This is a genomic window from Streptomyces sp. NPDC104371 (assembly GCF_055583785.1).
Genome location: NZ_JBVJNF010000002.1, coordinates 80,263 through 106,063, shown reverse-complemented (window position 1 = coordinate 106,063; position 25,801 = coordinate 80,263). Strand labels below are relative to the sequence as shown.

The window sequence follows — 25,801 nt, the reverse complement described above, 5'->3', positions numbered from 1 at the left end:
TCCCCATGGCTCAGCGCGTGATCTTAGGATTACGGTGAGTGCACGAGTCCTGGGGACGCGTGCATTCGTGGGTATGCCGGAGGCATGTCGGGGTCCCGTTCGACGGGTGAGAAGGGCCGGATCGGGGCCGTACTCACCGGCATGCTGGTAGGGCTTGGCGCACACGGCGCACAAGCGGTTTCAGGGATGGGGGCGTTCCAGTGAGCGGCAATGGCGGAAGCGGGACGAACGCTGACAAGCGCCCCAATGAGCTGCTTGGCTCGTGGTTCGTGCGCAGCGGCTGGTCCAAGGGCGAGTTGGCGCGCCAAGTGAACCGCAGGGCGCGGCAGTTAGGCGCCAGTCATATCTCCACGGACACCTCGCGGGTGCGTCGCTGGCTGGACGGCGAGAGCCCGCGCGAGCCGATCCCGAGGATCCTCTCGGAGCTGTTCTCGGAGCGCTTCGGCTGTGTGGTCGCCATCGAGGACCTCGGCCTGCGCACGGCCCATCAGTCACCCTCCGTGTCCGGGGTCGACCTTCCCTGGACGGGCCCCCAGACGGTCGCGCTGCTCAGTGAGTACTCCCGCAGCGATCTGATGCTGGCGCGCCGCGGCTTCCTCGGGGCCTCACTGGCCCTGTCCGCGGGCCCGTCCCTCATCGAGCCCATGCAGCGCTGGCTCGTGCCCGGACCCACCGCGCCGCGCAAGGAGGCCGAGCCCTCGTCCGCCTCGCGCCGCCCCGGCCGGCTCTCCAAGCCCGAGATGGATCTCCTGGAGACCACCATCGTGATGTTCCGGCAGTGGGACGCGCAGTGCGGCGGCGGTCTGCGCCGCAAGGCGGTCGTCGGCCAGCTCCATGAGGTGACCGACCTGCTCCAGGAGCCCCAGCCCGAGGACACCACCAGGCGTCTGTTCAAGGTCGCCGCCGAACTGGCCGCGCTGGCCGGGTGGATGAGCTACGACGTCGGACTGCAGCCCACCGCGCAGAAGTACTTCGTCCTCGCCCTCCACGCCGCCAAGGAGGCGGGCGACAAGCCCCTCGGCTCGTACATCCTCTCCAGCATGAGCCGCCAGATGATCCACCTCGGCCGCCCCGACGACGCCCTGGAACTCATCCATCTCGCCCAGTACGGCAGCCGGGACTGCGCGAGCCCGCGCACCCAGTCGATGCTGTACTCGCTGGAGGCACGCGCGTACGCGAACATGGGCCAGCCCAGCCGGTGCAAGCGCGCCGTACGCATGGCCGAGGACACCTTCGCCGACGCCGTCGAGTTCGACGAGCCCGAGCCCGACTGGATCCGCTTCTACTCCGAGGCCGAGCTGTACGCGGAGAACTCCCACTCCTTCCGCGACCTCGCCTATGTCGCGGGCCGCAGCCCCACCTACGCCTCGCTCGCCGAGCCCCTGATGCGCAGGGCCGTCGACCTCTTCGCGAAGGACGGGGTGCACCAGCGGTCGTACGCGCTCAACCTCATCGGCCTGTCCACCGTGCATCTGCTGCAACGCGAGCCGGAACAGAGCGTGGGGCCCGCCAAGAAGGCCATGGAGATCGCCAAGAAGGTGCGGTCCGAACGGGTGAACACCCGGATTCGGAAGACCGTCGACACGGCGGTGCGCGATTTCGGTGATCTCGCCGAGGTCGCCGAACTGACCGACCATCTCGCCACGCATCTCCCCGAGACCGCCGAGGCGGTCTGACCCGCGCGGGCCCCGGAATCCCGGCCCCCTGAACCCCGGCCGCGGCTGCCATCCCGAACTGTCCGACTCGGCTCCCCCACGCCAGGTCATCGGATGGCCGCCGCGGCCGGACCATCTGGCGGTCCCGTCTGTCCGGCGGATACAGCGGACCCATCAGTCCGGCGGATACAGCGGATACACCCGGCAATTCACCCCCGCGTAACACGTCCGGCGTCTTCGTCACCCCGGCGAAACACCGAGGGGCGTCCACCGAAACCGGGCCGCGTCACTCTCGTGGCACATTACCGGCCCGCAGCACGGCCGGACCCCCCATCGACGAGGAGACGCCGATGGCACCAGCCGTCACGCTCGCGGCGGACACCGCCAAGCTGTCGTCCGCCAACACGGGCTTCCTGCTCATCTGCTCCGCTCTGGTGATGCTCATGACCCCGGGCCTGGCCTTCTTCTACGGAGGCATGGTCCGGGTCAAGAGCACCCTGAACATGCTGATGATGAGCTTCATCAGCCTCGGGATCGTCACGCTGCTGTGGGTGCTGTACGGCTTCTCCCTGGCCTTCGGCGGCGACAAGGGCTCACTCATCGGCTGGAGCACGGACTTCGTCGGCTTCCAGGGCATCGGCAAGACGGACCTGTGGCCCGGCTACACCGTCCCGGTCCTCGTCTTCGCCGTCTTCCAGTTGATGTTCGCGATCATCACACCGGCCCTGATCAGCGGCGCCCTGGCGGACCGTGTGAAGTTCGGCGCCTGGTCGCTCTTCATCGTGCTGTGGGCCACGATCGTGTACTTCCCGGTCGCCCACTGGGTCTGGGGCACCGGCGGCTGGGCCTACGACCTGGGCGTGATCGACTTCGCCGGTGGCACGGCGGTCCATATCAACGCGGGCGCCGCGGCCCTCGGCGTGATCCTCGTCATCGGCAAGCGCGTCGGCTTCCGGCGGGACCCGATGCGTCCGCACAGCCTGCCGCTGGTCATGCTCGGCGCCGGGCTGCTGTGGTTCGGCTGGTTCGGCTTCAACGCCGGATCCTGGCTCGGCAACGACGACGGCGTGGGCCCGCTGATGTTCGTCAACACACAGGTCGCCGCCGCCGCCGCCATGCTGGCCTGGCTCGCCTACGAGAAGATCCGCCACGGCGCGTTCACCACGCTCGGCGCCGCCTCGGGCGCCGTCGCCGGACTGGTCGCCATCACCCCGTCGGGCGGCGCGGTCTCCCCGCTCGGCGCGCTCGCCGTCGGCGCCATCGCCGGGGTGCTGTGCGCCATGGCGGTCGGCCTGAAGTACCGCCTCGGTTACGACGACTCCCTCGACGTCGTCGGCGTCCATATGGTCGGCGGAGTCGTCGGATCCCTGCTCGTCGGCCTGTTCGCCAGCGGCACCGGCCAGTCCGACGTCCGGGGCCTCTTCTACGGCGGCGGCCTCGACCAGTTCTGGAAGCAGTGCGCCGGTGTCCTCGGGGTCCTCGCCTACTCTTTCGTCGTCTCCGCCCTCCTCGCCCTCCTCCTCGACAGGACGGTCGGTCTGCGGGTCGCCGAGGACGAGGAGATCTCCGGCATCGACCGGGCGGAACACGCCGAGACCGCGTACGACTTCAGCGGCACGGGCGGCGGCGTCGTCACGACCACCGCGTCGGCCCCCGCCCCGGCGCGGCAGCACGAGAACACGGCGCGGCAGCACAAGAAGGTGGACGCATGAAGCTCATCACCGCGGTCGTGAAGCCGCACCGGCTCGACGAGATCAAGGAGGCACTCCAGTCCTTCGGGGTGCACGGTCTGACGGTCACCGAGGCGAGCGGCTACGGGCGACAGCGGGGCCACACCGAGGTCTACCGCGGCGCCGAGTACACGGTCGACCTCGTACCCAAGATCCGTATCGAGGTGCTGACCGAGGACGACGACGCGGAACAGCTCATCGACGTCATCGTGAAGGCGGCCCGCACCGGCAAGATCGGAGACGGCAAGGTCTGGTCCCTCCCGGTCGAGACGGCCGTACGGGTCCGCACCGGCGAGCGCGGCCCCGACGCGCTGTGAGGAGGGCCGCCGGGTGACGAGCACGGACGCGCGTACAGCGGACGGCACGCCGGGAACCGGCGGCTACGCGGCGGCCCGGTCGCGGCTCCTCACCCAGGGCGCGCGGCCGGGGCCGCCGCGCCGCGCGGCCCTCGCCGAACTGACGGACCAGTGGCTGGCCGAGCTGTTCACCGAGGGCGCCACGGGCACCGCGGGCACCACCGACGCCGGGGGAGTGCACGGCGTCAGCCTCGTCGCGGTCGGCGGCTACGGCGGCGGCGAACTGTCCCCGCACAGCGACCTCGACCTGCTCCTGCTCCACGACGGCCACGACAGCACGGCGGTCGCCGCCCTCGCCGACCGCCTCTGGTACCCGGTCTGGGACCTCGGCCTCGCCCTCGACCACTCCGTCCGTACGCCCGCGCAGGCCCGTAAGACCGCCGGGGAGGACCTCAAGGCGCAGCTCGGCCTGCTGCACGCCCGGCACCTCGGCGGTGATCCCGGGCTGACCTCCGCCCTGCGGGCGGTCGTCCTCGCCGACTGGCGCGAGCAGGCCCCCGCGCGTCTGCCGGAACTCCAGGAACTGTGCGCCGCGCGGGCCGAGCGCCACGGCGAGCTGCGGTACCTGCTGGAGCCGGACCTCAAGGAGGCCCGCGGCGGTCTGCGCGACGTCACGGCCCTGCGCGCGGTCGCCGCCTCCTGGCTCGCCGACGCCCCGCGCGCGGGACTGGCGGATGCCCGGCGCACGCTCCTGGACGTACGCGACGCGCTGCATCTGGCCACCGGGCGCGCCGGTGACCGGCTGACCCTTCAGGAGCAGGACCAGGTGGCCGCCGATCTCGGCCTGCCGGACGCCGACGCCCTGCTGCGCCAGGTCTACGACGCGGCACGCGTGATCTCGTACGCGGGCGACGTGACCTGGCGCGAAGTGGGGCGCGTGCTGCGATCGCGCGCGGCGCGGCCTCGGCTGCGCGCCCTGGCGCGGGGCGCGTTCCGCAGGACGACGGCGGGCGCGCCGGTCACCGAGCGGTCCCCGCTGGCGGAAGGGGTGGTGGAGCAGGACGGCGAGGTGGGGCTCTCCCGCACCGCGCGCCCCGAACGCGACCCCGTGCTGGTGCTGCGCGCCGCCGCCGCTGCCGCCCAGGCCGGTCTCCCGCTGTCCCCGCACGCGGCCCGGCGCCTGGCCGCGTCCGTACGCCCCCTGCCCACGCCCTGGCCCGCCGAGGCGCGCGATCGGCTCGTGAGCCTGCTGGGCGCCGGTCGCCCGAGCGTCCAGGTCTGGGAGGCGCTCGACGCCGAGGGGCTGATCACGCGCCTGCTGCCCGACTGGGAACGCGTGCGCTGCCGCCCGCAGCGCACCGCCGTCCACCGCTGGACCGTCGACCGCCATCTGATCGAGACGGCCGTACGCGCCGCCGGGATGACCCGCCGGGTCGACCGCCCCGACCTCCTCCTGGTCGCCGCGCTCCTGCACGACATCGGCAAGGGCGAGCCCGGCGACCACGGCGTCGCGGGCGAGCGCATCGCCCGGGACATGGCCGGCCGCATCGGCTTCGACCGTGCCGACACCACCGTCCTCGCCACCCTCGTACGCCACCATCTGCTGCTCGTCGACACGGCGACCCGGCGCGACCTGGCGGACCCGGCCACCGTGCGCGCGGTCGCCGGGACGGTCGGCGCGCAGAGCACGCTGGAACTGCTGCACGCGCTGACCGAGGCGGACGCGCTGGCCACCGGGCCCGCCGCCTGGTCCGCCTGGCGGGGTGCGCTGGTGGGCGACCTGGTCGAGCGGGTGTCGGCGCTGCTCGCGGGCGACGAACCCGCCGCGCCCCGCGCCCCCGTACCCACCGCCGAGCAGGAGCGGCTCGCCGTCGAGGCCTTCCGTACGGGCGGCCCCGTCGTCGCCCTGCGGGCCCGGACCGAGCCACCGGCCGAGGAGCCGTCCGGCGCACCCCTCGGCGCCGAACTGACCGTCGCCCTGCCGGACCGGCCCGGCGTCCTCCCCGCGACGGCGGGCGTCCTGGCCCTGCACCGCCTCACCGTCCGCACCGCGGAGCTACGGACCCTGGACCTCCCGGACGCCCTCCACGACACCCCGGTCCTGCTGCTCGCCTGGCGGATCGCGGCGGAGTACGGCTCCCTGCCGGACGCCACGCGGCTGCGCGCCGACCTCGTACGCGCCCTGGACGGTTCCCTCGACATCGCGGCGCGCCTCGCGGAACGGGACGCGGCCTGCCCGCGCCGCCGGGGCGGGGCGGCACCCCCGCCGCGTGTGACGGTCGCCCCGGCGGCCTCCCGGCACGCCACCGTGATCGAGGTACGCGCGCAGGACGCACCGGGGCTGCTCTTCCGCATCGGGCGGGCGCTGGAGCGGGCGGGCGTACGGGTGCGCAGCGCGCATGTCAGCACGCTGGGCGCGAACGCGGTGGATGCCTTCTACGTGACGACGGACGGGGGCGCGCCGCTGCCCGCGCGGGAGGCGGCGTCGCTGACGTGGGCGCTGGAACAGGCCCTGTGACACCGTCCTCCTGCCCCGCGCGGCGGCCCTGCCCGCCCGGACCGAGCAGGCGGGGACGAATCGCTTGCGCGGCCGGATACCCTTGGAGGCAACCCAAACCGACCCCGACTCCGAGGACCGACGCCGCCGTGTTCGACACCCTCTCCGACCGCCTCAGCGCGACTTTCAAAAACCTCCGCGGGAAAGGCCGGCTGAGCGAAGCGGACATCGACGCCACGGCGCGTGAGATCCGCATCGCGCTGCTCGAAGCCGACGTCGCCCTCCCTGTCGTCCGTACGTTCATCAAGAGCGTCAAGGAGCGCGCCCTCGGCGCCGAGGTCTCCAAGGCGCTGAACCCCGCCCAGCAGGTCCTCAAGATCGTCAACGAGGAACTGGTCACGATCCTCGGCGGCGAGACCCGCCGTCTGCGCTTCGCCAAGCAGCCGCCGACCGTGATCATGCTGGCCGGTCTCCAGGGTGCCGGTAAGACCACCCTCGCGGGCAAGCTCGCCAAGTGGCTCAAGGAGCAGGGCCACTCGCCGCTGCTGGTCGCCGCCGACCTCCAGCGCCCGAACGCGGTCAACCAGCTCAGCGTCGTCGCCGACCGCGCGGGCGTGGCCGTCTACGCGCCGGAGCCGGGCAACGGCGTGGGCGACCCGGTCAAGGTCGCCAAGGACTCCATCGAGCACGCGCGGACCAAGGTCCACGACATCGTGATCGTGGACACCGCCGGCCGCCTCGGCATCGACCAGGAGATGATGCAGCAGGCCGCGGACATCCGGGACGCGGTCAGCCCCGACGAGATCCTGTTCGTCGTCGACGCGATGATCGGTCAGGACGCCGTCAACACCGCGGAGGCCTTCCGCGACGGTGTCGGCTTCGACGGCGTGGTGCTCTCCAAGCTCGACGGTGACGCCCGCGGTGGTGCGGCGCTGTCCATCGCCTCGATGACCGGCAAGCCGATCATGTTCGCGTCGAACGGCGAGAAGCTGGACGACTTCGACGCCTTCCACCCGGACCGGATGGCCTCCCGCATCCTCGACATGGGTGACCTGCTCACCCTGATCGAGCAGGCGGAGAAGACCTTCAGCCAGGCCGAGGCCGAGAAGATGGCCTCCAAGCTGGCGTCCAAGAAGGGCCAGGACTTCACGCTCGATGACTTCCTGTCCCAGATGGAGCAGGTCAGGAAGATGGGCAGCATCAGCAAGCTGCTCGGCATGCTCCCGGGCATGGGCCAGATGAAGGAGCAGCTCAACAACTTCGACGAGCGGGACGTCGACCGCATGGCCGCGATCATCAAGTCGATGACCCCGGCCGAGCGCCAGGACCCGGCGATCATCAACGGCTCGCGCCGCGCCCGTGTCGCCAAGGGTTCCGGTGTCGAGGTCAGCGCGGTGAAGAACCTGGTCGAGCGGTTCTTCGAGGCCCGCAAGATGATGTCCCGCATGGCCCAGGGCGGCGGGATGCCGGGCATGCCGGGTATCCCGGGCATGGGCGGCGGCCCCGGCCGGACGAAGAAGCAGCCGAAGAAGGCCAAGGGCAAGCAGCGCTCCGGCAACCCGATGAAGCGCAAGCAGCAGGAGCTGGAGGAGGCGCAGCGCCGCGAGGCGGCGGCCCAGGGCTCCGGCGCCTTCAACCTGCCGCAGCAGGGCGGTCAGGACTTCGAGCTGCCGGACGAGTTCAAGAAGTTCATGGGCTGAGGCCTCATGGGCGAACGCTCGGCACACGCGAGCGTTTCGTCCCGTACGACGCTGGGGGCGCCCTTGTCCACAAGGGCGCCCCCAGCGCGTGCCGGGCCCTGCCGGGTGCCGTACCGTCCACGTATGAGCAACCCCGCTCCGTCGCGCCAGAACCCCGAGCAGCCGTGGCGCACCGAGGGCACCCCCGACGACGGGGCACGGCGGCCCGGCGGCCGGAAGATGCGGCGTAGCTGGTGGGCCCTGATCGCCGCCGCCGTGCTCGTCTTCCTCCTCGCCAACCTCGCTCTGTCCCACTTCACCGAGGGCAACGAGCCGACGATCTCGTACACGGAGTTCAGCCGTCAGGTCAACGACGGCAACGTCAGCAAGATCTACTCCAAGGGTGACGCGATCCAGGGGCAGCTCCGCAAGGCGCAGCCCAAGCCGGGCGGCGGGACGTACACCAAGTTCCAGACGCAGCGCCCGTCCTTCGCCGACGACCAGCTCTGGCAGAACCTGAGCAGACACCACGTCACGGTGACGGCGAAGCCGGTGGTGGAGGAGCGCAGTCTGCTCTCCAACCTGCTGCTCTCGCTGCTGCCCATGCTGGTCCTGGTCGGACTGTGGCTCTTCATCGCGCGGCGGGTGAGCTCCGGGCTGCACGGCGGGGGCATGCTCGGCCGCAAGGCGCCGCCGAGGCCGGTCGAACTGCAGCCGGGCACCCGGCGCACCACCTTCCAGGACGTGGCCGGGATCGACGAGGTCAAGGGCGAACTGGACGACGTCGTCGACTTCCTGAAGCATCCGGACGCGTACCGCAGGATGGGCGCGAAGATGCCCCGCGGTGTGCTGCTCAGCGGCCCGCCGGGGACGGGCAAGACGCTGCTCGCGCGGGCGGTCGCGGGCGAGGCGGGCGTGCCGTTCTTCTCCGCCTCCGCCTCCGAGTTCATCGAGATGATCGTCGGTGTGGGCGCCTCGCGCGTGCGCGAGCTGTTCGCCGAGGCCCGCAAGGTGGCCCCGTCGATCATCTTCATCGACGAGATCGACACGATCGGGCGGGCCCGCGGCGGCGGTGCCTCCATGGGCGGCCACGACGAGCGCGAGCAGACCCTGAACCAGATCCTCACCGAGATGGACGGCTTCTCCGGCGCGGAGGGCGTGGTCGTCATCGCGGCGACGAACCGCGCCGACATCCTGGACCCCGCGCTGACCCGGCCTGGCCGCTTCGACCGGGTCGTCCAGGTCGCGCCGCCCGACCGCGACGGCCGCGAGGCGATCCTGCGGATCCACACGCGGGAGATCCCGCTCGCCCCGGACGTGGACCTGGCCCAGGTGGCCCGTACGACACCGGGCATGACCGGCGCGGATCTCGCCAACCTCGCCAACGAGGCGGCGCTGCTCGCGGTCCGGCGCCGACAGGACCGCGTGACCCGGACCGATCTGTCCGAGGCGCTGGAGAAGGCGCAGTTGGGCGCCGAGCGTCCGCTGGTGATGCCGGAGGAGGAGCGTCGGCGCACCGCGTACCACGAGAGCGGTCACGCGCTGCTCGGCATGCTGCAACCGGGCGCCGACCCGGTCCGCAAGGTCACGATCGTGCCGCGCGGCCGGGCGCTCGGCGTGACCCTGTCCACCCCCGAGGCCGACCGGTACGCCTACACGGAGGAGTACTTGCGCGGTCGCATCATCGGTGCCCTCGGCGGCATGGCCGCGGAACACGTGGTCTACGACGTCATCACCACGGGCTCGGAGAGCGACCTCGAACAGGTCACCAACCTCGCCCGCGGCATGGTCGCCCGCTGGGGCATGAGCGAACGCGTGGGCCGGCTGTCGGCCCTGCCGAACGACACCCAGCAGACCTACGGTCTGGCGGCGGCCCCGCAGACCCTCGACGTGATCGAGGACGAGATGCGCCGCATCGTGGACGACTGCTACGAGGAGGCCTGCCGCAAACTCCGCGAACACAGAGACCAGTTGGACGCCCTCGCGGAGGCGCTCCTGGTCAACGAGACGCTGGAGGAGGCGGAGGCGTACCGGATCGCCGGGGTGCTGCGCATACGCAAGGACGACTGAACAGACGGGGCGCGTACGGACCGTGTGCCCCGACGCACCCGGAGTGGCAAATGAGGCGCGGCGCACGGACGTGTCCCCGTACGATCGCGCCATGGCAAAGGCACCCGTTCTCACCCCCCGTGCGGAAGACTTCCCGCGCTGGTACCAGGACCTGATCAACAAGGCCGAACTGGCCGACAACGGGCCGGTGCGCGGCACTATGGTCATCCGACCGTACGGGTACGGGCTGTGGGAGCGGATGCAGGCGGAGATGGACGCCCGCATCAAGGAGACGGGCACCCAGAACGCGTACTTCCCGCTGCTGATCCCCCAGTCGTACCTCACGCGGGAGGCCGACCACGTCGAGGGCTTCGCACCGGAGCTGGCCGTGGTCACCCACGGCGGCGGCAAGGAGTTGGAGGAGGTCGCGGTCGTCCGCCCCACCTCCGAGACCATCATCAACGAGTACTTCTCGAAGTGGGTGCAGAGCTACCGCGACCTGCCCCTGCTGATCAACCAGTGGGCCAACGTGGTCCGTTGGGAACTCCGGCCGCGGCTCTTCCTGCGCACCTCCGAGTTCCTGTGGCAGGAGGGCCACACCGCGCACGCCACGTACGAGGAGGCCCGCGACTTCGCCGCCCACATCCAGCGCCATGTCTACGGGGACTTCCTGGAGAACGTCCTCGCGGTGGACTTCGTCTCCGGCCGCAAGACGGTCAAGGAACGCTTCGCGGGTGCCATCAACACCCTCACGCTCGAGAGCATGATGGGCGACGGCAAGGCCCTCCAGATGGTCACCAGCCATGAACTGGGCCAGAACTTCGCCAAGGTCTTCGACACCCGGTATCTGTCGAAGGACGGCGTCCAGGAGCATGTCTGGCAGACCTCCTGGGGCTCCACCACCCGCATGATCGGCGCCCTGGTGATGATGCACGGCGACGACAACGGCCTGCGCGTCCCGCCGCGGCTGGCGCACATCCAGGTCGTCGTGCTCGCGGTCAAGGACGACGAGGCGGTTCTGGCCAAGGTCCGCGAACTCGGCGATCAGCTCAAGGCGGCCGGTCTCCGGGTCCAGGTCGACGACCGCACCGACACCCCTTTCGGCCGCCGCGCCGTCGACTGGGAGCTGAAGGGCGTGCCGGTACGCATCGAGATCGGCCCCCGTGACCTGGCGGGCGGCACGGCGATGCTGGCCCGCCGGATCCCGGGCGGCAAGGAGCCGGTGGCGATCGACTCGCTCGTCCAGGTGCTCCCCGGGATCCTCGAGGAGGACCAGGCGCTCCTGCTGAAGCAGTCGCGCGAGCGCCGCGTCTCCCGTACGACGGACGTGTCGACGATCGAGGAGGCTGTCGAGGCGACGTCCGCGGGCGGCTGGGCGCGCATCCCGTGGGCCGTGCTCGGCACGGACGGCGAGGCCAGGCTGGCCCAGCACGCGATGACCGTACGGTGTCTGCTCGCCGAGGACGGGTCGGTTCCCGACACCGACGACGCACCCGGTACGGTCGCTGTGGTCGCGCGCGCCTACTGACGGCCGCGGCCCGTGGACGCCATGGGCAAGGCGGCCGAAACGCCTCTTGCGCATCGGTGGACGGCTGAGGTCCCGGTGTGCTGATCTGAGAGCCTTCCGTTGACGGAGCAGGCCCGAGACAGGTGAGCGTACGCATACGTACGCACCACATTGGTAGGGGATGCGAGGCTTCTCCGCAGATCAGCGCACCCGCCCTCGTCAGGACGCATCAGCGGCAACTGACGGGTACGTGCAAAATTATTTGGGATGCCCCGGAATAGGAACACCGGGGCACTCCGGCTCGTTGTCATTACGTGAGCACGACACCACCTGTTCTCGCCGCAGAGCTGGCGCAGGCGTGGGCCGACATTCAACGGCACCACTCCGAGCTGCCGGATCTAGCCGCGCCCGAGTCCCTGATCGGAGAGTCCTCGTCCGCCTGTGGGCACGAACTCTCCTTCGAGCGACTGCTTCATGAGGCAGTCCATGGCATCGCCGCCGCCCGGGGGGTCCGCGACACCTCCCGCGCCGGCCGCTATCACAACCGCAGATTCCTCGCGATCGCCGAGGAGTTGGGCCTGGATCACCCCGAGGAACCGCATCCCAGCAGCGGGTTCTCCCTGGTCACGCTCAACCCCGAGGCGAAGCGGCGCTACCGCCCGACGATCGAGCGGCTCCAGCGCGCCCTGAAGGCCCACTCCGTGGCCACGGCCGAGGACACGGCCCGCAGCTTCCGGGGCCCGGCCGCGCGCCACGGCTCCTCCGGTGGCGGTGTCCGCGTCAAGGCCGTCTGCGACTGCGGACGCAACGTCCGCGTGGTCCCGTCGGTGCTGGCCCAGGCCCCGATCATGTGCGGCGGCTGCGGCAAGCCGTTCCGTATCCCGGAGGCGGTGGGTGCGGCGGCGAGCTGAGAGACGGCTGTTCGTGGCAGCCGTACCTCTTCTCGTCGTCTCCCCGTCGTCGCCGAGACGGCGCCCTGTGTGTGCCGGGTGAGGTGATCCCGCTTCGGGAGTGCCCGGCGCCGGGCGCCGCTCAGGCGTGCCCGGACGTACCCCTGCCGGTCTTTGGCCCAGGCCGCGTATGGCACAATGGCTAGCTGTACTCGACAGCCGCACAGGACCCCTCTCTCCTCCGGCTGACGCGTCCATCGGGCACTCGGGTACCGCAACCCCACGCGGCCGACCCCGTCGTGCCCATCACGTCAGATCCAGGAGAACCCACTCCCGTGGCAGTCAAGATCAAGCTGAAGCGTCTGGGCAAGATCCGTTCGCCTCACTACCGCATCGTCGTCGCCGACTCCCGCACCCGCCGTGACGGCCGTGCGATCGAGGAGATCGGCAAGTACCACCCGACGTACAACCCGTCGGTCATCGAGGTCAACGCCGACCGTGTGGCGTACTGGCTCTCCGTCGGCGCCCAGCCGACCGAGCCCGTGCTCGCCATCCTGAAGAAGACCGGCGACTGGCAGAAGTTCAAGGGCGAGCCCGCCCCGGCGCCGCTGCTGGTGGCCGCGCCCAAGGCCGCGCGTCCGTCCTTCGAGGCGCTCGCCGGTGAGGACGAGGGCAAGGGCGAGGCGATCACCCAGAAGAAGAAGGCGGAGAAGAAGGACGAGGCCGCCGCCGAGTCCGCCGCTGAGTCGACCGAGGCCTGATCATGCTCGAGGAGGCGCTCGAGCACCTCGTGAAGGGCATCGTCGACAACCCCGACGATGTGCAGGTGGCCTCGCGCGACCTGCGCCGCGGGCGTGTACTGGAGGTCCGGGTCCACCCCGACGACCTCGGCAAGGTGATCGGCCGCAACGGCCGCACCGCACGCGCTCTGCGCACCGTCGTGGGCGCCATCGGCGGCCGTGGTGTCCGTGTCGACCTCGTCGACGTCGACCACATCCGCTGAACGCATCGCAGCACCGGCGCGGGCCGGGGAGGGCCACTGGGCCGTCCCCGGCCCGTAGTCGTACGACAGGAGATCTTCACAAGTGCAGCTTGTAGTCGCACGGATCGGCCGTGCCCATGGCATCAAGGGCGAGGTCACCGTCGAGGTACGGACCGACGAGCCGGAACTCAGACTCGCCCCCGGCGCCGTACTGACCACCGATCCCGCAGCCACCGGTCCGCTCACCATCGAGACCGGCCGGGTGCACAGCGGGCGTCTGCTCCTGCGCTTCGAAGGCGTGCGGGACCGCACCGCCGCCGAAGCCCTGCGCAACACCCTCCTGATCGCCGAGATCGACCCGGAGGAACTCCCCGAGGGCGAGGACGAGTACTACGACCATCAGTTGATGGACCTCGACGTCGTGACCCAGGACGGCACGGAGGTCGGCCGGATCACCGAGATCTCGCACCTGCCCTCCCAGGACCTGTTCGTGGTGGAGCGCCCGGACGGGACCGAGGTCATGATCCCGTTCGTCGAGGAGATCGTCACCGAGATCGACCTGGAGGAGCAGCGGGCGGTCATCGACCCGCCGCCGGGGCTGATCGACGACCGGGCTGAGGTCGCCTCCTCCCGGGACGAGGCGTAATGCGCCTCGACGTCGTCACGATCTTCCCCGAATACCTGGAACCGCTGAACGTCTCGCTGGTCGGCAAGGCACGCGCGCGCGGACAGCTCGACGTCCACGTCCATGATCTGCGGTCCTGGACGCACGACCGCCACCACACCGTGGACGACACCCCGTACGGCGGCGGCCCCGGCATGGTCATGAAGACCGAGCCCTGGGGCGAGGCCCTGGACGACCTGCTGGCCGACGGGTACGAGAACGGTGCCGGCGCGCCCGCCCTGATCGTCCCCACCCCCAGCGGACGCCCCTTCACCCAGCAGCTCGCCGTCGAACTCTCCGAGCGCCCGTGGCTGATCTTCACCCCGGCCCGCTACGAGGGCATCGACCGCCGGGTCATCGACGAGTACGCGACCCGGATGCCCGTGTACGAGGTGTCCATCGGCGACTACGTCCTGGCCGGGGGCGAGGCCGCCGTCCTCGTCGTCACGGAGGCCGTGGCCCGGCTGCTGCCGGGCGTCCTCGGCAACGCCGAGTCCCATCAGGACGACTCCTTCGCGCCCGGCGCGATGGCGAACCTCCTCGAGGGGCCCGTTTACACCAAGCCGCCCGCGTGGCGTGACCGGGAGATCCCCGAGGTGCTGCTCAGCGGCCACCACGGCAGGATCGCCCGCTGGCGCCGGGACGAGGCGCTGCGGCGTACGACGGCCAACCGGCCGGACCTCATCGAACGCTGCGAGCCCTCCGCCTTCGACAAGAAGGACCGGGAGATGCTCTCCATCCTCGGCTGGGCACCGGATCCCGACGGCGAGCCGTACGGCCGATTTTGGCGCAGGCCAGAGGGCATGGAAGAATAGCGAGCTGTTGTCCGCCGTCCGGCGTGCGCCCCTGCCACGGGGGGACACGACGCCCGCACCGACGCGGCCGACTCCTCCTACCGAGAACTATCTCCCGTCGATGACCTGTGGCATCGGCGAAGAAAGCAGACGAAATGTCTCACCTGCTCGACTCCGTCGACGCCGCGTCGCTGCGCAGCGACATCCCGTCCTTCCGTCCGGGCGACACCGTCAACGTGCACGTCCGCGTCATCGAGGGCAACCGCTCCCGTGTCCAGCAGTTCAAGGGCGTGGTGATCCGTCGCCAGGGCTCCGGCGTGCGCGAGACCTTCACGGTCCGCAAGGTCTCCTTCTCCGTCGGCGTCGAGCGCACCTTCCCGGTGCACACCCCGATCGTCGAGAAGATCGAGCTGGTCACCAAGGGTGACGTGCGCCGCGCCAAGCTGTACTACCTGCGCGAGCTGCGCGGCAAGGCCGCGAAGATCAAGGAGAAGCGCGAGAACTGAGTTCTCGTCCGGGCGGACCGCCCGGCGCACGGTGCGCCTCGCGGGGCCGGATAACATCTGGCCCCGATGGACACCGCAGCAGAGCACACGGAGCGCGACCGCTCCTCCACACCCGACGACCCCGAGGATCCCTCGGAGTCGACAGGGTCGGAGGAACGGTCGCGTTTCGCGTTGCTGTCCCGCCTCGTCGCACGGCTTCCCGGCGGACGGATCACCCTGACCGCGCTGGTCGGGCTGCTGTTCGTCCTGCTGCTCGGCACGTTCGTGATGCAGCCCTTCGGCATCCCCAGCGGCTCGATGGAGCGCCGGCTGCGGGTCGGGGACCGGGTCCTCGTCAACAAGGTGGCGTACCGTTTCGGGTCGAAGCCGCAGCGGGGCGACGTCGTCGTCTTCGACGGCACCGGGTATTTCGGGGACGGCGACTACATCAAGCGCGTGGTCGGTGTGGGCGGAGACCATGTGGTCTGCTGCGACGCGAAGGGGAGGCTCGAGGTGAACGGCCGACCGGTCGACGAGTCGTCGATCCTGTATCCCGGGGACAGCCCCTCCGACGTCCCCTTCGACGTGGTCGTGCCCGACGGCACCCTCTTCGTCCTCGGTGACCACCGCCGTCGCTCCAGCGACTCACGTGACCATCTGGGCTCGCCGGGCGGCGGCATGGTCCCCGTCGACGCCGTGATCGGCCGGGCCGACTGGATCGCCTGGCCCCTCGCGCACGGCAAGCACCTCACCCGCCCGGATGCCTACGCGCGCGTGCCCGCCGCGGACGGCGCCCATGGGTAACCGCGGCAAGCCGCGCGGGGAGCGGCTGGCCACGAGCGGTGCTCGCACCGGGCGCGGCCGGGTCGAGCGGCGCAAGCTCCAGCGCAAGGTCAAGCGGAAGAGAAGGCGGTCCGCAGCCAAGGAGATACCGCTTCTGGCCGGTGTCGCCGTCCTCATAGCCCTGGTCCTGAAGACCTTCCTGGTGCAGGCCTTCGTGATCCCGTCGGGCTCCATGGAGAACACGATCCAGGTCGGCGACCGTGTCCTGGTCGACAAGCTGAGCCCCTGGTTCGGCTCCAAGCCCGAGCGCGGTGACGTCGTCGTCTTCAAGGACCCCGGCCACTGGCTCGAGGACGAACAGACCTCCGCGAAGGACGATCCCGTCGTCGTCAAGCAGCTCAAGGAGGGGCTCACCTGGATCGGCCTGCTGCCCTCCGCCGACGACCGGGATCTCATCAAGCGGGTCGTGGGGGTCGGCGGTGACAAGGTCGCGTGCTGTGACGCACAGGGCCGCGTCACCGTCAACGGTGTGCCCCTGGACGAGCCCTATCTTCACCCCGGGAACAAACCTTCCGGGATCCGGTTCTCGGTGAAGGTGCCGCCCGGCCGGCTGTGGGTCATGGGTGACCACCGCGACGATTCGGCCGACTCTCGCTATCACCGCACCGAGGCGTTCGGCGGTACCGTCTCGGAAGACTCGGTGGTCGGCCGCGCCATGGTCATCGCCTGGCCCGTCGGCCACTGGTCGCGTCTGGCCGAGCCGGACACGTATGCGTCGGTACCGAGCGGGTCGACCGCCGCGCTCGGACCGTCGCATAGGGTGGCCTCCGCGGATCGATACGGATTGATCCCCCTCCCGAGCCCTGCGGAACTCCCGCTCGTTATGGGAGTGGTGGGCCTGCGCCGAGTATGCGGCAGGCGGTGGCACGGAGTGAGGAGTTGGCGTGGGGGATGTGGCGGTTGGCGTACAGTCCGGAAACGACGGCGAGGAGGACCACGAGCGCCCTGCGGAAGCCAGTGCCCCCGCCGCGGACAGCGCTGTGAGCCCCGGGGACAGGCCCGGCGCGGGCCGTATGTCCGCGGGCGGACAGCGGGCCGAGGACGACGGGCCGCAGAAGCCGCGCTCCTTCTGGAAGGAGCTGCCCATCCTGGTCGGTATCGCGCTGGTGCTGGCGCTGCTGATCAAGACGTTCCTGGTGCAGGCGTTCTCCATCCCGTCCGACTCGATGCAGAACACCCTCCAGCGGGGTGACCGTGTCCTGGTGGACAAGCTCACCCCGTGGTTCGGCTCCAAGCCCGAGCGCGGCGAGGTGGTGGTCTTCCATGACCCCGGTACGTGGCTGATCGGCGAGCCGACGCCCGAACCGAACGCCATGCGCAAGGTCCTGAGCTGGATCGGCCTGATGCCGTCGGCGGAGGAGAAGGACCTGATCAAGCGCGTGATCGGGGTCGGCGGTGACACGGTCGAGTGCAAGGGCACCGGCCCGCTGCGGGTCAACGGCAAGGCGCTGGACGAGCCGTATGTGTACCCGGGCAACACGCCGTGCAGCAACGACGACCAGGGCGGCCAGTTCAAGGTCAAGGTGCCCGAGGGCTACATCTGGGTCATGGGTGACCACCGCCAGAACTCGCGCGACTCGCGGTACAACCAGACCGACATGTACCACGGCATGGTTCCCGTCGACAACGTCGTCGGGCGCGCCATCGTGAAGGCCTGGCCGATCAACCGCTGGGGCACCCTGCCGGTCCCGGACACCTTCGACCAGGACGGGCTCGACGACCAGACGTCCGCCGCCGCGGTCCTGCCCTACGCGCCGCAGACGATTGCTTTCGCAAGCGTCGTACCGGTGGTGATCTGGCGCCGCCGCAAGCTCGCCGGTACGTCGGAGGCCGAGGCGGCCACCGACTCCCGCGGCACGTCCTGACCGGACACGCGAGGCCCGCTGGGGCGGTCTCCCGGGGATCGAGAATCCCGGGGAGACCGCCCCTTCGTTTTCGGGCGCGATAGGGTGCCCTGCGCGAACCGCGGGATCGGGAGGGGACGTGGGAACTGCTGGGCGTGGCAAGGGGAACTCGGGCGGCGACCTGGGCGGAAGGCTGTCGGGGCTGGCCGTCGCGCTGGGTCTCGTGCTGTTCCTCGGAGGCTTCGTATGGGGAGCGGTGGCCTACCGGCCGTACACCGTGCCCACCAACTCGATGGCCCCGACGATCGACGCGGGCGACCGGGTGCTGGCACAGCGCGTCGACGGCGGTGACATCCGCCGTGGCGATGTCGTCGTCTTCCGCGACAAGAGCTGGGTCACCAACGCGAACGTGGTCAAGCGCGTGGTCGCGGTCGGCGGTGACACGGTGGCCTGCTGCACGAACGGCAAGCTGACGGTCAACGGCCAGCAGATCGACGAACCGTACCTGCCCGAGGGTGACCCGGCCGAGAGCAGGAACATCCCCACGGTCAAGGTCCCCGAGGGACGGCTCTTCCTCCTGGGCGACGAACGCCATGGCTCGCTGGACTCCACCGCCCATCTCACGGACGCGGCCAAGGGCACCGTCGCGCGCGACGCGGTGAGCGCGCGGGTGGACGCCGTCGTCTGGCCCGCCGACGGCATGCTGAAGCGCCCCACCGGCTTCGAGACCCTCGGCGCCCTCTCCCAGCCCGGTCCGCTGCGCACGATCGGCATCCTGATCGTCGTCGGCGCCGTCCTCGTCCTCGGCGGCGGGGCGTACGGGCCCCTCGCCAAGCTGATGGGCCGCGCCCGCGCCCGTACCCGGACGGAGCCCGCCGATGCCGGCTGAGCCCGCGGACGACGCGCGCGTGTACGCGGCCGACCCGCCCGCGCGAGCTGCGCAGGAGGACGCGTACCAGGGCGGCCTGCGCAGGGTCGCGCGGGTGGTGCTGCTCGACCCGCGCGACCGCATCCTGCTGCTGCACGGCCATGAGCCGGACGACCCGGCGGACGACTGGTGGTTCACCCCCGGAGGCGGCCTGGAGGGCGCCGAGACGCATGAGCAGGCCGCGCTGCGCGAGCTGGCTGAGGAGACCGGCATCACGGACGTCGACCTGGGCCCGGTGCTGTGGCGGCGCAGATGTTCCTTCCCGTTCGCGGGCCGCCGCTGGGACCAGGACGAGTGGTACTACCTGGCCCGTACGACGCGGACGGCCACGGGCGCGCGGAGCCTGACGGAGCTGGAACGGCGCAGCGTCGTCGGAGCACGGTGGTGGACGTGCCGGGAACTGGCCGAGGCGCATGAGACGGTGTATCCGACGAGACTCGCCGGGCTGCTGCGGAGGCTGCTCGACGAAGGTCCCCCGGTCAGGCCAGAGGTCCTTGACACGGAAATCGTCTAGGGGCGCGCGGGACTGGCGCACAATGGTGGGATCGCACGGCTGAAGGGGAACATGCCATGAGCGCCGAGGACCTCGAGAAGTACGAGACCGAGATGGAGCTGAAGCTCTACCGGGAGTACCGCGATGTCGTCGGTCTGTTCAAATACGTGATCGAGACCGAGCGGCGCTTCTACCTCACCAACGACTACGAGATGCAGGTGCACTCCGTCCAGGGCGAGGTGTTCTTCGAGGTGTCCATGGCGGACGCCTGGGTCTGGGACATGTACCGGCCCGCCCGCTTCGTGAAGCAGGTACGGGTACTGACCTTCAAGGACGTGAACATCGAGGAGCTGAACAAGAGCGATCTGGAGCTGCCGAGCGGGTGAGCGGCGGCGGGTCGTCTCCGGGCGGCTTGAGCGGGTGAACGGCGGGTCGTCTCTGGGGGCTTCACTCGTGTGGGTTGCGGGGTTGTCCACAATCGCCGCGTCGTCCACCAAGATCCACTTCATGGAGCCGGATGCGTGACTGTTGGCGCCGGAGGTGGTGCCGACATGAACACACAGCGGGCACGCAGCGCGCTCGGCAGGTACGGCGAGGAACTGGCCGCCCGGCGGCTGACCGGGTCCGGGATGACGGTCCTGGAGCGTAACTGGCGCTGCGGCAGGAGCGGCGAGATCGACATCGTGGCCAGGGACGGCGACGTCCTGGTGGTCTGCGAGGTGAAGACCCGCAGCCGCGGCCGGTTCGAGCATCCGATGGCCGCCGTGACCCCCGTGAAGGCCGAGCGGCTGCGCGCGCTCGCCGAGCGCTGGATCCAGGCGCACGGCGGGGCGCCGCCGGGCGGCGTCCGTGTCGACGTGGTCGGCGTCGTCCTGCCCGAGCGGGGCGCCCCGGTGGTCGAGCATGCGCGGGGGGTGGCGTGATGGGCTTCGCGCGTACGTGCTCCGTGGCGCTGCTCGGCGTCGAGGGCGTCGTGGTCGAGGTCCAGGCCGACCTCGAACCGGGCGTGGCCGCCTTCACGCTGGTCGGGCTGCCCGACAAGAGCCTGACGGAGAGCCGCGACCGGGTGCGCGCGGCGGTGGTGAACTCGGGTGGCGAGTGGCCCCAGAAGAAGCTCACGGTCGGGCTGAGCCCCGCCTCCGTGCCCAAGGCAGGCAGCGGATTCGATCTCGCCGTCGCCTGTGCCGTGCTCGGCGCCGCGGAGCGGATCGATCCGCGGGTGCTCTCGGACCTCGTGATGATCGGCGAGCTGGGCCTGGACGGACGGGTGCGCCCCGTCCGCGGCATCCTGCCGGCGGTACTGGCCGCGGCGGGCGCGGGCTATGAGCAGGTGGTCGTGCCGGAGTGCGCCGCCGCCGAGGCATCGCTGGTGCCCGGCGTGTCCGTGCTCGGCGTGCGCAGTCTGCGCCAGTTGATCGCCGTCCTCGCGGACGAGCCCGTGCCCGACGAGGAGCCCGACGACCAGGGCCGCCCCAATCCGCTCCTCGCCGGGCTGCGCGTGCCCGGCGCGGACAGTGTGGGCCTGTCCCACCACGACCAGGGGCATGACCTGGCCGACGTCGTGGGCCAGACCTCGGCGCGTACGGCGGTGGAGGTGGCCGCGGCGGGCGGACACCACCTCTTCCTCGAAGGACCGCCAGGAGCCGGGAAGACGATGCTCGCGGAGCGGCTGCCCGCCCTCCTGCCGCGGCTCAGCCGGGAGGAGTCGCTGGAGGTCACCGCGGTGCACTCGGTGGCGGGCCTGCTGCCCCCGGGCAAGCCCCTGATCGACGTGGCCCCGTACTGGGCGCCGCACCACTCGGCCACGATGCAGGCGCTCGTCGGCGGCGGCCCCGGTATCGCCCGGCCCGGCGCCGTCTCGCTCTCTCACCGCGGAATTCTCTTCCTCGACGAAGCCGCCGAGTTCCGCAGCCAGGCGCTCGACGCGCTGCGCCAGCCCCTGGAGTCGGGGCATGTCGTGATCGCGCGCAGCGCCGGGGTCGTGCGGTTCCCCGCGCGGTTCCTGATGGTGCTCGCGGCCAACCCCTGCCCCTGTGGCCGCTTCTCGCAGGGCGACAGCATGTGTGAGTGTCCGCCCTCGGTCATCCGCCGCTATCAGGCCCGGCTCTCCGGCCCGCTCCTGGACCGGGTGGATCTGCGCGTCGAGGTCGACCGCGTCGACCGTGCCGCCCTCACCGGGCGCGGCGCTCGGGGCGAGTCCACCGCGACGGTCGCCGACCGCGTGCGCGAGGCCAGACAGCGGACGGCGGCCCGGCTGGTGGGCACCCCGTGGCGGACCAACAGCGAGGTGCCGGGACGGGAACTGCGCAGCCACTGGTTCGCCGTGAGCGGCGCCATGGACGAGGCCGAGCGCAGTCTGGAGCGGGGTGTGCTGACGGCCCGGGGACTGGACCGGGTCCTGCGCGTGGCCTGGACCGTGGCGGACCTCGCGGGCCATGACCGGCCGCAGGCCTCGGACGTCGCGCTGGCGCTGCAACTGCGTACGGGGGTGCCGAGGGGCCTGCCGATGGTCGTCGGGGCGGCGACATGAGCGTGCGGGCCGTCCCGGACGGCGACTGCCGGGCCCGGATGTTCCTCACACGGGTCGTCGAGCCGGGGGACGAGGTGGCGGGCCGCTGGCTGCGCGAACACGGCGCCGAGGACGTGGCCCGGCGGCTGCGGGACGGCGGGAGGCGGCTGCCCGGGGTGACGGACAAGCGGTGGGCCGGGCTGCGGGCGCGCGCCGGGCAGGCCGAGCCGGAACGGGACCGGGCCGTGGCCGAGGAGGCGGGGGTGCGCTTCGTGTGCCCCGGTATGCCCGAGTGGCCGACACAGCTCGACGACCTCGGGGATGCCCGGCCCGTCGGGCTCTGGGTGCGCGGGCGGCCCAGCCTGCGGATGTGGGCGCTGCGGTCCGTCGCGGTCGTGGGCGCGCGGGCGTGCAGCCAGTACGGGGCGCATGTGGCGGCCGACCTCGGCGCGGGGCTCGCGGAGCGCGGCTGGGTGGTGATCTCCGGCGGCGCCTACGGCGTGGACGGTGCCGCCCACCGGGGCACCCTCGCGGCCGGGGGCGCCACCGTCGCCGTACTGGCCTGCGGGGTCGACCGGCCCTATCCGCGCGGACACACCCAGTTGATCGGCAGGATCGCGCATCAGGGGCTGGTCGTCGGGGAGTTACCGCCCGGCGATCACCCGACGCCGAGCCGGTTCATCCTCAGGAACCGCGTGATCGCGGCGCTCACCCGCGGCACCGTGGTCGTGGAGGCGGCCTACCGCAGCGGCGCGCTGGTCACGGCACGCGCGGCGCAGCGGCTCGGCCGGCACACGATGGGCGTGCCCGGACCGGTCACCAGCGCGCTCTCGGCCGGGGTGCACGAACTGCTGCGCGGCGACGCCGTGCTGGTCTCCGACGCCGCGGACGTGGTCGAACTGGTCGGAGAGATAGGCGAGCTGGCCCCGGACCGGCGTGGGCCCGTCCTGCCGCGCGACCTCCTCGACCCCGTCGCCGCGCAGGTGCTCGCGGCGCTTCCGGCCGGTGGCACGGCCGCGGCGGACGCGATCGCCCGAGGGGCGGGCACGACGGCCGACGACGCGGTCGGGAGACTGTACGAACTCCGATCACTTGGATTCGTCGAACGACACGGCGACGGCTGGAAGTTGACACGCCAGGCGATGATCTCGGTCCGGCGGGATCGCGGCTCGTGCTGACCGAGCGTGATCGGCCGTCCGGGCGACCCCCGACAGCCTTGGCAGTTCCCGTAGTTGACCGCCCGGACCATCACGCACGGCGATGTCCGCGAGCCCGGCGGAAGCCCCGGCGCGCCCCTTCGCGCACGGGTGATCCCTTGTCCTTCGCACACTGCGACACCGCAGTCACGCTACGCTCACGAGGTTCCTGTTCAGGCAGGCACATCCCCGTCGGACCGACAGCTCACCAGGTATCCCAGTTCACAGCAGAACGGCACAAGGCGACGAATGCCCCAGCACACCTCCGGGTCAGACCGGGCGGCGCTTCCCCCAGCCGCCCGTGACGGCGGCAGCGTGCGCCCGCCCGCTCCCTCGTCGCTCGACGAGCTGTGGCGGTCGTACAAGGCGACGGGGGACGAGCGGTTGCGGGAGCAACTGATCCTGCACTACTCGCCACTGGTGAAGTACGTGGCGGGGCGGGTGAGCGTGGGGCTGCCGGCCAATGTGGAGCAGGCGGACTTCGTGTCCTCGGGGGTGTTCGGGCTGATCGACGCGATCGAGAAGTTCGACATCGACCGGGAGATCAAGTTCGAGACGTACGCGATCACCCGGATCCGCGGCGCGATGATCGACGAACTGCGGGCGCTGGACTGGATCCCGCGGTCGGTGCGGCAGAAGGCGCGCAGCGTGGAGCGGGCGTACGCGACGCTGGAGGCGCGGCTGCGGCGGACACCGTCGGAGGGCGAGGTGGCGACGGAGATGGGGATCGGTGTGGAGGACCTCCATGCCGTCTTCAGCCAGCTCTCGCTCGCGAACGTCGTCGCGCTGGAGGAACTGCTGCACGTGGGGGGCGAGGGCGGCAACCGGCTGAGCCTCATGGACACCCTGGAGGACACCGCCGCGGACGATCCGGTCGAGGTCGCCGAGGACCGGGAGCTGCGGCGCTTCCTGGCGCGGGCGATCAACACCCTGCCCGAGCGGGAGAAGACCGTCGTCACGCTGTACTACTACGAGGGCCTCACCCTCGCCGAGATCGGCAATGTGCTCGGCGTGACCGAGAGCCGGGTCAGTCAGATCCACACCAAGTCCGTCCTGCAACTGCGGGCGAAGCTGGCCGGGTTCGGGCGCTGACCCGGGGCGCGGGGCGGCGCCCCGGAGCGCGGGGCGGGCGCGGGTGACTCCCGTCCGCGCGGGTCGGTCCGTAAAGTGGTGGGGTGCCTAGGATTCGAGCGGCCTCTGTGGCCGAGCACCGGTCGATGCAGCGAGCCGCCCTGCTGGACGCGGCCCGGTCCCTCCTGTCCGAGGGTGGTACGGAGGCGCTGACGTTCCCCGCCCTCGCCGAGCGGACGGGTCTCGCGCGCTCCTCCGTCTACGAGTACTTCCGCTCCCGCGCGGCCGTTGTCGAGGAGCTGTGCGCGGTCGACTTCCCTGTCTGGGCGGCCGAGGTCGAGGCGGCGATGGCCGCGGCGGAGGGTCCCGAGGCGAAGGTCGAGGCGTATGTGCGCCGCCAGCTCGCGCTCGTGGGGGACCGGCGGCACCGGGCCGTGGTCGCCATCTCCGCGAGCGAGCTGGACGCCGGGGCCCGCGAGAAGATCCGCGCGGCGCACGGCGGGCTCGTCGCGATGATCGTCGAGGCCCTCGACGCGATGGGGCACCAGGAGCCCCGCCTGGCGGCGATGCTGCTCCAGGGCGTGGTCGACGCGGCGGTACGACGCATCGAACTGGGCGCCGCGGAGGACCCGACGACCATCACGGACGCGGCGGTCGCGATGGCCCTACGGGGAGTGTGGGGCTGAGCCCCGAACGAAGTCCGAGCTGACCCCACGCCGAGCCCGTACGGGGCGGGTGTACGGCCGCGTATGCCTCACCGGCTTCGGAATCCGCTCCGGCGCGGGGTGCTGCGGAGACCCGGTCAGCGCGTGTGGGGCTGGGGCGCGAGTGAGCCTTCGAGTCGTGCCCCAGCACTGAGTACCGGGCCGACCAAGCCGGGGGCGCGCCCGCAGTGCGTCATATCCCCGGTGTCGGCGTAGGTACCCCCTCCACCGGGAGCAAGCGCGACCGTGTCCCGTGTCGTAGCCACGGTGGTAGCAGGGACAGCGGGTTCAGGTAGGTCTCTGCTCTGCGTAGGCCCCAGTGGAGGCATGAGGACGTGCAGTGGGGGGTCGGGGGTTCCAGGGTGCCCAGGGGGTCGCCCGCGGTTACCTCGGTGCCCTGGGGCAGGGTCGTGTGGACGGGCTCGTAGGTCGTGCGCAGGGGTGGGTCGCCCGTGCCCGCCAGGTCCACGGTGATCACGCCCCGGCCCGCCACCCTGCCCGCGAAGGCCACCCGACCGGCGGCGACCGTGCGGACCGGATCGCCCGGGGCCGCCGCCAGGTCCACGCCGCGGTGGCCCGGCCCGTACGCGCGCGACGGAGGCTCCCAGCCCCGTAAGACCGCGGGGCGGGTGCCCACCGGCCAGTTCCGGGCCAGCGTCGGCACATCGGGCCCCGGCGCGGACCGCACGTCCGGCTCCGGGGCGGCCCGCGTGCCCGCCCAGGCCACCGTGGACAGCGCGCTGACCACCAAAAGCAGCACCACGGCAATTCGTTTCGCTCGCATGCGAGAACCGTGCCGCACACCGGCCGATCACGGCCCCGGGCTGTGGACAACCAGCGGCTTGTGGACAGTGGCGTCACCCGCCGCCCCGTCGGTCCCGTACACTTCTTGTGCGATCCGGGTCACCGGGTCGACTTCGCACGCCCCGACACCAGGCCGTCACCAGGTTGGTGTCAGCGCCCCTCGGTCCTTCGTGGCACGGCG

Annotated in this window: 24 protein-coding genes and 1 pseudogene; 24 read left to right on the top strand and 1 reads right to left on the bottom strand. The window is 71.4% G+C overall.

What is annotated here, in order from left to right:
- Nucleotides 1-200 precede the first annotated feature (200 nt).
- The 24 genes and pseudogenes from nsdA to ACZ60T_RS06195 all read left to right on the top strand — a co-directional run bounded on the left by nsdA (nucleotide 201) and on the right by ACZ60T_RS06195 (nucleotide 24,798).
- A complete protein-coding gene (gene nsdA / locus ACZ60T_RS06310; protein ID WP_365622831.1) occupies nucleotides 201-1,676 on the top strand; it encodes a transcriptional repressor NsdA in 1,476 nt (491 codons plus the stop codon).
- 329 nt (nucleotides 1,677-2,005) lie between these two features.
- Nucleotides 2,006-3,367, top strand: a complete 1,362-nt coding sequence (locus ACZ60T_RS06305) for an ammonium transporter (RefSeq protein WP_469664893.1) — start codon at nucleotides 2,006-2,008, stop codon at nucleotides 3,365-3,367.
- The gene (locus tag ACZ60T_RS06300; RefSeq protein ID WP_365622835.1) at nucleotides 3,364-3,702 is read left to right on the top strand and encodes a P-II family nitrogen regulator; all 339 of its coding nucleotides are present in this window, start codon (nucleotides 3,364-3,366) and stop codon (nucleotides 3,700-3,702) included. Before ACZ60T_RS06305 ends, ACZ60T_RS06300 begins: the two co-directional genes overlap by 4 nt.
- A gap of 13 nt (nucleotides 3,703-3,715) precedes the next feature.
- Entirely contained in the window at nucleotides 3,716-6,199 is a 2,484-nt protein-coding gene (locus tag ACZ60T_RS06295; protein ID WP_469664891.1) for a [protein-PII] uridylyltransferase, read from the top strand.
- Between the two features lie 128 nt (nucleotides 6,200-6,327).
- Complete coding sequence (ffh, locus tag ACZ60T_RS06290; protein WP_365622839.1) at nucleotides 6,328-7,878, top strand: signal recognition particle protein; 1,551 nt, start codon at nucleotides 6,328-6,330, stop codon at nucleotides 7,876-7,878.
- A gap of 123 nt (nucleotides 7,879-8,001) precedes the next feature.
- Nucleotides 8,002-9,927 (top strand): ATP-dependent zinc metalloprotease FtsH, encoded by a 1,926-nt coding sequence (gene ftsH / locus ACZ60T_RS06285; protein WP_469664889.1) that lies wholly within the window; start codon nucleotides 8,002-8,004, stop codon nucleotides 9,925-9,927.
- Between the two features lie 91 nt (nucleotides 9,928-10,018).
- Complete coding sequence (proS, locus tag ACZ60T_RS06280) at nucleotides 10,019-11,434, top strand: proline--tRNA ligase (protein ID WP_469664887.1); 1,416 nt, start codon at nucleotides 10,019-10,021, stop codon at nucleotides 11,432-11,434.
- Between the two features lie 293 nt (nucleotides 11,435-11,727).
- Nucleotides 11,728-12,324, top strand: coding sequence for a hypothetical protein (locus ACZ60T_RS06275; protein ID WP_252426114.1), 597 nt, complete (start codon nucleotides 11,728-11,730; stop codon nucleotides 12,322-12,324).
- Between the two features lie 314 nt (nucleotides 12,325-12,638).
- Nucleotides 12,639-13,064: a 30S ribosomal protein S16 gene (gene rpsP / locus ACZ60T_RS06270; protein WP_365622846.1), complete on the top strand. Its 426-nt coding sequence runs from the start codon at nucleotides 12,639-12,641 to the stop codon at nucleotides 13,062-13,064.
- A 2-nt stretch (nucleotides 13,065-13,066) separates the two neighbouring features.
- Nucleotides 13,067-13,306: an RNA-binding protein gene (locus ACZ60T_RS06265; RefSeq protein ID WP_252426112.1), complete on the top strand. Its 240-nt coding sequence runs from the start codon at nucleotides 13,067-13,069 to the stop codon at nucleotides 13,304-13,306.
- Between the two features lie 82 nt (nucleotides 13,307-13,388).
- Nucleotides 13,389-13,931, top strand: a complete 543-nt coding sequence (gene rimM / locus ACZ60T_RS06260) for a ribosome maturation factor RimM (protein ID WP_365622848.1) — start codon at nucleotides 13,389-13,391, stop codon at nucleotides 13,929-13,931.
- Nucleotides 13,931-14,764, top strand: coding sequence for a tRNA (guanosine(37)-N1)-methyltransferase TrmD (gene trmD / locus ACZ60T_RS06255; RefSeq protein ID WP_365622850.1), 834 nt, complete (start codon nucleotides 13,931-13,933; stop codon nucleotides 14,762-14,764). Before rimM ends, trmD begins: the two co-directional genes overlap by 1 nt.
- Before the next feature lie 134 nt (nucleotides 14,765-14,898).
- Nucleotides 14,899-15,249 carry a 50S ribosomal protein L19 gene (rplS, locus tag ACZ60T_RS06250; protein WP_365622852.1) on the top strand — a complete coding sequence of 117 codons (351 nt, stop codon included), beginning with the start codon at nucleotides 14,899-14,901 and terminating at the stop codon, nucleotides 15,247-15,249.
- 66 nt (nucleotides 15,250-15,315) lie between these two features.
- Complete coding sequence (gene lepB, locus ACZ60T_RS06245; protein ID WP_469664883.1) at nucleotides 15,316-16,032, top strand: signal peptidase I; 717 nt, start codon at nucleotides 15,316-15,318, stop codon at nucleotides 16,030-16,032.
- Nucleotides 16,025-17,062 (top strand): annotated as a pseudogene (gene lepB, locus ACZ60T_RS06240) (signal peptidase I); the annotation flags it as partial. The gene lepB (ACZ60T_RS06245) and the pseudogene lepB (ACZ60T_RS06240), both read left to right, overlap by 8 nt.
- Complete coding sequence (lepB, locus tag ACZ60T_RS06235; protein WP_365622856.1) at nucleotides 16,956-17,936, top strand: signal peptidase I; 981 nt, start codon at nucleotides 16,956-16,958, stop codon at nucleotides 17,934-17,936. The pseudogene lepB (ACZ60T_RS06240) and the gene lepB (ACZ60T_RS06235), both read left to right, overlap by 107 nt.
- 118 nt (nucleotides 17,937-18,054) lie before the next feature.
- A complete protein-coding gene (gene lepB / locus ACZ60T_RS06230) occupies nucleotides 18,055-18,804 on the top strand; it encodes a signal peptidase I (RefSeq protein WP_469664881.1) in 750 nt (249 codons plus the stop codon).
- Entirely contained in the window at nucleotides 18,794-19,357 is a 564-nt protein-coding gene (locus ACZ60T_RS06225; protein WP_469664879.1) for an NUDIX hydrolase, read from the top strand. The genes lepB (ACZ60T_RS06230) and ACZ60T_RS06225 overlap by 11 nt, the downstream gene beginning before the upstream one ends.
- Nucleotides 19,358-19,413: 56 nt before the next feature.
- The gene (locus tag ACZ60T_RS06220) at nucleotides 19,414-19,722 is read left to right on the top strand and encodes a DUF2469 domain-containing protein (RefSeq protein ID WP_003993268.1); all 309 of its coding nucleotides are present in this window, start codon (nucleotides 19,414-19,416) and stop codon (nucleotides 19,720-19,722) included.
- 135 nt (nucleotides 19,723-19,857) lie between these two features.
- Entirely contained in the window at nucleotides 19,858-20,259 is a 402-nt protein-coding gene (locus ACZ60T_RS06215) for a YraN family protein (RefSeq protein WP_469664877.1), read from the top strand.
- On the top strand, nucleotides 20,259-21,866 hold the full coding sequence (locus ACZ60T_RS06210; RefSeq protein ID WP_469664875.1) for a YifB family Mg chelatase-like AAA ATPase: 1,608 nt from the start codon (nucleotides 20,259-20,261) through the stop codon (nucleotides 21,864-21,866). Before ACZ60T_RS06215 ends, ACZ60T_RS06210 begins: the two co-directional genes overlap by 1 nt.
- Nucleotides 21,863-23,023 (top strand): DNA-processing protein DprA, encoded by a 1,161-nt coding sequence (gene dprA / locus ACZ60T_RS06205; RefSeq protein ID WP_469664873.1) that lies wholly within the window; start codon nucleotides 21,863-21,865, stop codon nucleotides 23,021-23,023. Before ACZ60T_RS06210 ends, dprA begins: the two co-directional genes overlap by 4 nt.
- A gap of 267 nt (nucleotides 23,024-23,290) precedes the next feature.
- Nucleotides 23,291-24,133, top strand: coding sequence for an RNA polymerase sigma factor WhiG (whiG, locus tag ACZ60T_RS06200; protein WP_365622878.1), 843 nt, complete (start codon nucleotides 23,291-23,293; stop codon nucleotides 24,131-24,133).
- A gap of 107 nt (nucleotides 24,134-24,240) precedes the next feature.
- Nucleotides 24,241-24,798 (top strand): TetR/AcrR family transcriptional regulator, encoded by a 558-nt coding sequence (locus ACZ60T_RS06195; RefSeq protein WP_365623092.1) that lies wholly within the window; start codon nucleotides 24,241-24,243, stop codon nucleotides 24,796-24,798.
- Nucleotides 24,799-25,009: 211 nt separating this feature from the next.
- Here the strand turns inward: ACZ60T_RS06195 and ACZ60T_RS06190 are convergent, their stop codons facing one another.
- Nucleotides 25,010-25,600, bottom strand: a complete 591-nt coding sequence (locus tag ACZ60T_RS06190; RefSeq protein ID WP_469664871.1) for a murein hydrolase activator EnvC family protein — start codon at nucleotides 25,598-25,600, stop codon at nucleotides 25,010-25,012.
- Nucleotides 25,601-25,801 lie beyond the last annotated feature (201 nt).

Excerpts from the sequence above, each read along its gene's own strand:
- ACZ60T_RS06305 (WP_469664893.1), top strand. The coding sequence starts at position 2,006 with ATGGCACCAGCCGTCACGCTCGCGGCGGACACCGCCAAGCTGTCGTCC.
- ACZ60T_RS06300 (WP_365622835.1), top strand. The coding sequence starts at position 3,364 with ATGAAGCTCATCACCGCGGTCGTGAAGCCGCACCGGCTCGACGAGATC.
- ftsH (WP_469664889.1), top strand. The coding sequence starts at position 8,002 with ATGAGCAACCCCGCTCCGTCGCGCCAGAACCCCGAGCAGCCGTGGCGC.
- proS (WP_469664887.1), top strand. The coding sequence starts at position 10,019 with ATGGCAAAGGCACCCGTTCTCACCCCCCGTGCGGAAGACTTCCCGCGC.
- ACZ60T_RS06265 (WP_252426112.1), top strand. The coding sequence starts at position 13,067 with ATGCTCGAGGAGGCGCTCGAGCACCTCGTGAAGGGCATCGTCGACAAC.
- trmD (WP_365622850.1), top strand. The coding sequence starts at position 13,931 with ATGCGCCTCGACGTCGTCACGATCTTCCCCGAATACCTGGAACCGCTG.
- rplS (WP_365622852.1), top strand. The coding sequence starts at position 14,899 with ATGTCTCACCTGCTCGACTCCGTCGACGCCGCGTCGCTGCGCAGCGAC.
- lepB (WP_469664883.1), top strand. The coding sequence starts at position 15,316 with ATGGACACCGCAGCAGAGCACACGGAGCGCGACCGCTCCTCCACACCC.
- ACZ60T_RS06225 (WP_469664879.1), top strand. The coding sequence starts at position 18,794 with ATGCCGGCTGAGCCCGCGGACGACGCGCGCGTGTACGCGGCCGACCCG.
- ACZ60T_RS06220 (WP_003993268.1), top strand. The coding sequence starts at position 19,414 with ATGAGCGCCGAGGACCTCGAGAAGTACGAGACCGAGATGGAGCTGAAG.
- ACZ60T_RS06210 (WP_469664875.1), top strand. The coding sequence starts at position 20,259 with ATGGGCTTCGCGCGTACGTGCTCCGTGGCGCTGCTCGGCGTCGAGGGC.
- dprA (WP_469664873.1), top strand. The coding sequence starts at position 21,863 with ATGAGCGTGCGGGCCGTCCCGGACGGCGACTGCCGGGCCCGGATGTTC.
- whiG (WP_365622878.1), top strand. The coding sequence starts at position 23,291 with ATGCCCCAGCACACCTCCGGGTCAGACCGGGCGGCGCTTCCCCCAGCC.
- ACZ60T_RS06190 (WP_469664871.1), bottom strand. The coding sequence starts at position 25,600 with ATGCGAGCGAAACGAATTGCCGTGGTGCTGCTTTTGGTGGTCAGCGCG.